Origin of the sequence: Xenorhabdus entomophaga (assembly GCF_037996725.1) — a bacterium.
Taxonomy (GTDB): domain Bacteria; phylum Pseudomonadota; class Gammaproteobacteria; order Enterobacterales; family Enterobacteriaceae; genus Xenorhabdus; species Xenorhabdus khoisanae.
The window spans coordinates 1-2802 of the sequence record NZ_JBBMXH010000205.1 but is presented as its reverse complement, the minus strand read 5'-3'; the positions used below and the strand labels follow the sequence as shown (position 1 = coordinate 2802).

Genomic DNA, 2802 nt, shown 5'->3' with positions numbered 1-2802 from the left:
AGGGAGTACTTAGGTCAAAATGCCTTCAAAACACCACAAAGAAAATCATGTAAAAACAAGACATTGAATGCATGTTTTGAAAGACTTAATTATTAAGATCCTGTATATGATTATTGTTAAATCGGTCATTTCTGGTAGCTGTGTTGTACGTACAAATTTGCTTGAAGTTATTGAGAAAATTAAGGCGAAAAATATTTATATTGTTTCACCTGTTATGCATAAGAATTCGGAAACGTCTTTATTAAAAGAATTTCCTTCACGAATCAGCAAAAAATTTAAATTTATTTATTTTGCCGTTGATGCTGAAAAAGATACTCACTCAGGTGAGGTTATTCCTGGTATTGGTGGGCAAATATACGATAAGCTTGGTTTAGGTATGCAGCCAGTTAAAATAGGGTTTATACCTGAATTAGTTAAGGAATTAACTCAATATCATTAATGTCATTCTTTGTCATAAAAAAACTCAAGGAAAGAAAATCCCTCCTTGAGTTCCTGAATATCTGCTATCAAATCGGTTTCTCTATCGAATTATACAGCGTATCAAGTTGATTAATCCGCTGGCGGTAACTTTGCAGCAAACAGGCCGTATCTCCCTTGCACTTTTGGCGCTGCTTCAGCCATGCAGTTTGGTTATCATACATCTCCCCTGATACTCCCATGGCAAATAACCCTTGCAGAAAGTGATACTTTACGCTCATTTCCACATCCAAATCATTGAGCTTTGGGTTTGAGCAAATCACTTTTTCATCCGGTGTTTTAGCTTTCGCACAGTCAAAACTGGCAGCGAAGCTTAATGGCGACAGGATAAATAACATAAAATAGATATACTTCATTTATTGCTCCTTATGGGAGGGGATAACAGGTCCAGGCCCGGTTTGCAATTTGGGAGACTCGGCATTTTCATACTTAAATGAGTGTGCCTTACCCGTTGCATCCAATTTGCAGGAGAACCGGATATCCTTCCAACCATCATCTGTTCGGTACATACCTTTACCAACCAATTCAGATGAATGTTCCAGCTTTATGCTATCGGGTGAAACATCACCCAGAAAAACCTTATCGGCATCTTTGTGATGCTGTTGAATGATGGGCAAAGCAAAAGGGCGACAAATAAATTCAGCCACTTTTTTAGCCTCTGACCAGTTTGCTACATCTTTCAGAGCAGATTTATCTGTAATTTGTTCATTAATCTGTTGTTGCAGGTATTTTTTCTGGTTTAGGGATAATTGGTTGGATGGTGATTGTGCTTGCGCAAAGACAGATAATAAAAGACAACTGGCACCCAAATAAGTTAAGTATTTTGAAAACATAGCAGCATACTCCCCCGTTTGAGACTAAAAAAGTATGGCACAGATTATTTAATTGTGCCATCACAGAGGATATACGTTGACTTATTGTTGAAGCCATTTTTAAATAGCCTTTTTGTTATGCCGAATGTACTTTATAATTAATGGCTACTGCAAATGCAGTGATGTTCGTATCTAATACATTATCAACATTAATGATATTCGGGTATGATGATGAATCTATAACGATATAAGGATAAGCAGACAGATTTTGATTCGCGTAATTTGCTAAATCTTTAATGCTATCAACTCCCGGTAGCTTACAAAGGATTGATTGTGCTGTACTTTGGGTTAATGTCCAATATAATAAAAAGTATTTATATCCATAGAAGTTATTCATTTTTTTTATTTGTTCATCCGACATCTTCCTGAAATCATTTGTATTGGAATATTTACCATATATATTAAGGTCATCAAGATAGAAAAAACCTTTTTTATATCGTTTTCCTAAGTCAATTTTGTTTTTTTCATCTTTTCGTATTACGAATAAAACTGCTGAATTGGCACCATTATTGGTAAACTTGTTTAAGGTTATGTTTGCAAGAGAAAAGGAGGTATCTGTTTCATCATCCTGATAATAATAGAGATTTTTAGTCTTACTTAATTGGTCAAATAGACCATCCCATTCTTCTTGTGTAAATGAACGATAAGAGGTGTTGCCAAGATCAGTATTGAGAGAATGAGAAAGCCTAATAATGATCAACTCATTGTTGTTTTTTGTGAATGAATTTATACCATTAATGATAGATTGAATTGGTTCGCCGTTTGCTCCTTGCCAGGAGAAACCAACTTTAGAATAATGACCGGTAGAGTAATGGGCAGCACTGATGACTGGCCTGATATCAAAGAACCTTATCCCTAAATTTAATTGTCCTAATAGATCATAAGATTGAGTTAATGTATTACATTCAACCCCTGCTGCTGTACCACCTGTTATTCTACTCATACCGGCATCATGAGAGCCAGTGATACAGATTGATTTTAATGGCAGATCGCCCAAAATTTTTCTATTATCATACATCCAACTCTCCGTTTTCAGATTTGTTCCTGTATAGCTTCCTTCTGTACCTGAAAGTATAAATGTGGTTAATGAATCTGGTGTCCACCCTAATATTAGTGTTGATCCTGGTAAATTTCCGTCTGTTTGTAAACTGATAAAATCAATACTAATCAAAAAACGCCCTTTATCTTTATGATATTTTGCACTTATTTGAAAATGACTTTCATTCGAGTCAAGTAACTTGTATTCAGCAATGCCCATATCAAGATCATGATCATTAAAAATCCAACCACTTCTTTCTATGATTAATTGGACTGCGTCTTTAGATGTTATTTTTTCTGGGAAATAAGTTGATCAGATAAACTATCTGCATTGATGCTATAATTGGTAATCCGATGACTTACCCCCTATTCCTATGAAATCGAATATCACACTGTCTGAACCTGAACGTATTAC

Annotated in this window: 4 protein-coding genes; 1 reads left to right on the top strand and 3 read right to left on the bottom strand. The window is 35.3% G+C overall.

Annotated elements, in window-relative coordinates; translation table 11 throughout:
* Positions 1-106: 106 nt before the first annotated feature.
* Positions 107-439 carry a hypothetical protein gene (locus AAC854_RS22005; protein ID WP_340618962.1) on the top strand — a complete coding sequence of 111 codons (333 nt, stop codon included), beginning with the start codon at positions 107-109 and terminating at the stop codon, positions 437-439.
* Positions 440-506: 67 nt separating this feature from the next.
* Here the strand turns inward: AAC854_RS22005 and AAC854_RS22000 are convergent, their stop codons facing one another.
* The 3 genes from AAC854_RS22000 to AAC854_RS21990 all read right to left on the bottom strand — a co-directional run bounded on the left by AAC854_RS22000 (position 507) and on the right by AAC854_RS21990 (position 2607).
* Complete coding sequence (locus tag AAC854_RS22000) at positions 507-833, bottom strand: lysozyme inhibitor LprI family protein (protein ID WP_340618961.1); 327 nt, start codon at positions 831-833, stop codon at positions 507-509.
* Positions 834-1310, bottom strand: coding sequence for a hypothetical protein (locus tag AAC854_RS21995; RefSeq protein WP_340618960.1), 477 nt, complete (start codon positions 1308-1310; stop codon positions 834-836).
* 115 nt (positions 1311-1425) lie between these two features.
* Positions 1426-2607 (bottom strand): PI-PLC domain-containing protein, encoded by a 1182-nt coding sequence (locus AAC854_RS21990; protein ID WP_340618959.1) that lies wholly within the window; start codon positions 2605-2607, stop codon positions 1426-1428.
* Positions 2608-2802 lie beyond the last annotated feature (195 nt).

Bases quoted from the DNA above. Each gene is read 5' to 3' on its own strand.
- AAC854_RS22005 (WP_340618962.1), top strand. From the start codon at position 107: ATGATTATTGTTAAATCGGTCATTTCTGGTAGCTGTGTTGTACGTACA.
- AAC854_RS21995 (WP_340618960.1), bottom strand. From the start codon at position 1,310: ATGTTTTCAAAATACTTAACTTATTTGGGTGCCAGTTGTCTTTTATTA.
- AAC854_RS21990 (WP_340618959.1), bottom strand. From the start codon at position 2,607: ATGGGCATTGCTGAATACAAGTTACTTGACTCGAATGAAAGTCATTTT.
- AAC854_RS22000 (WP_340618961.1), bottom strand. From the start codon at position 833: ATGAAGTATATCTATTTTATGTTATTTATCCTGTCGCCATTAAGCTTC.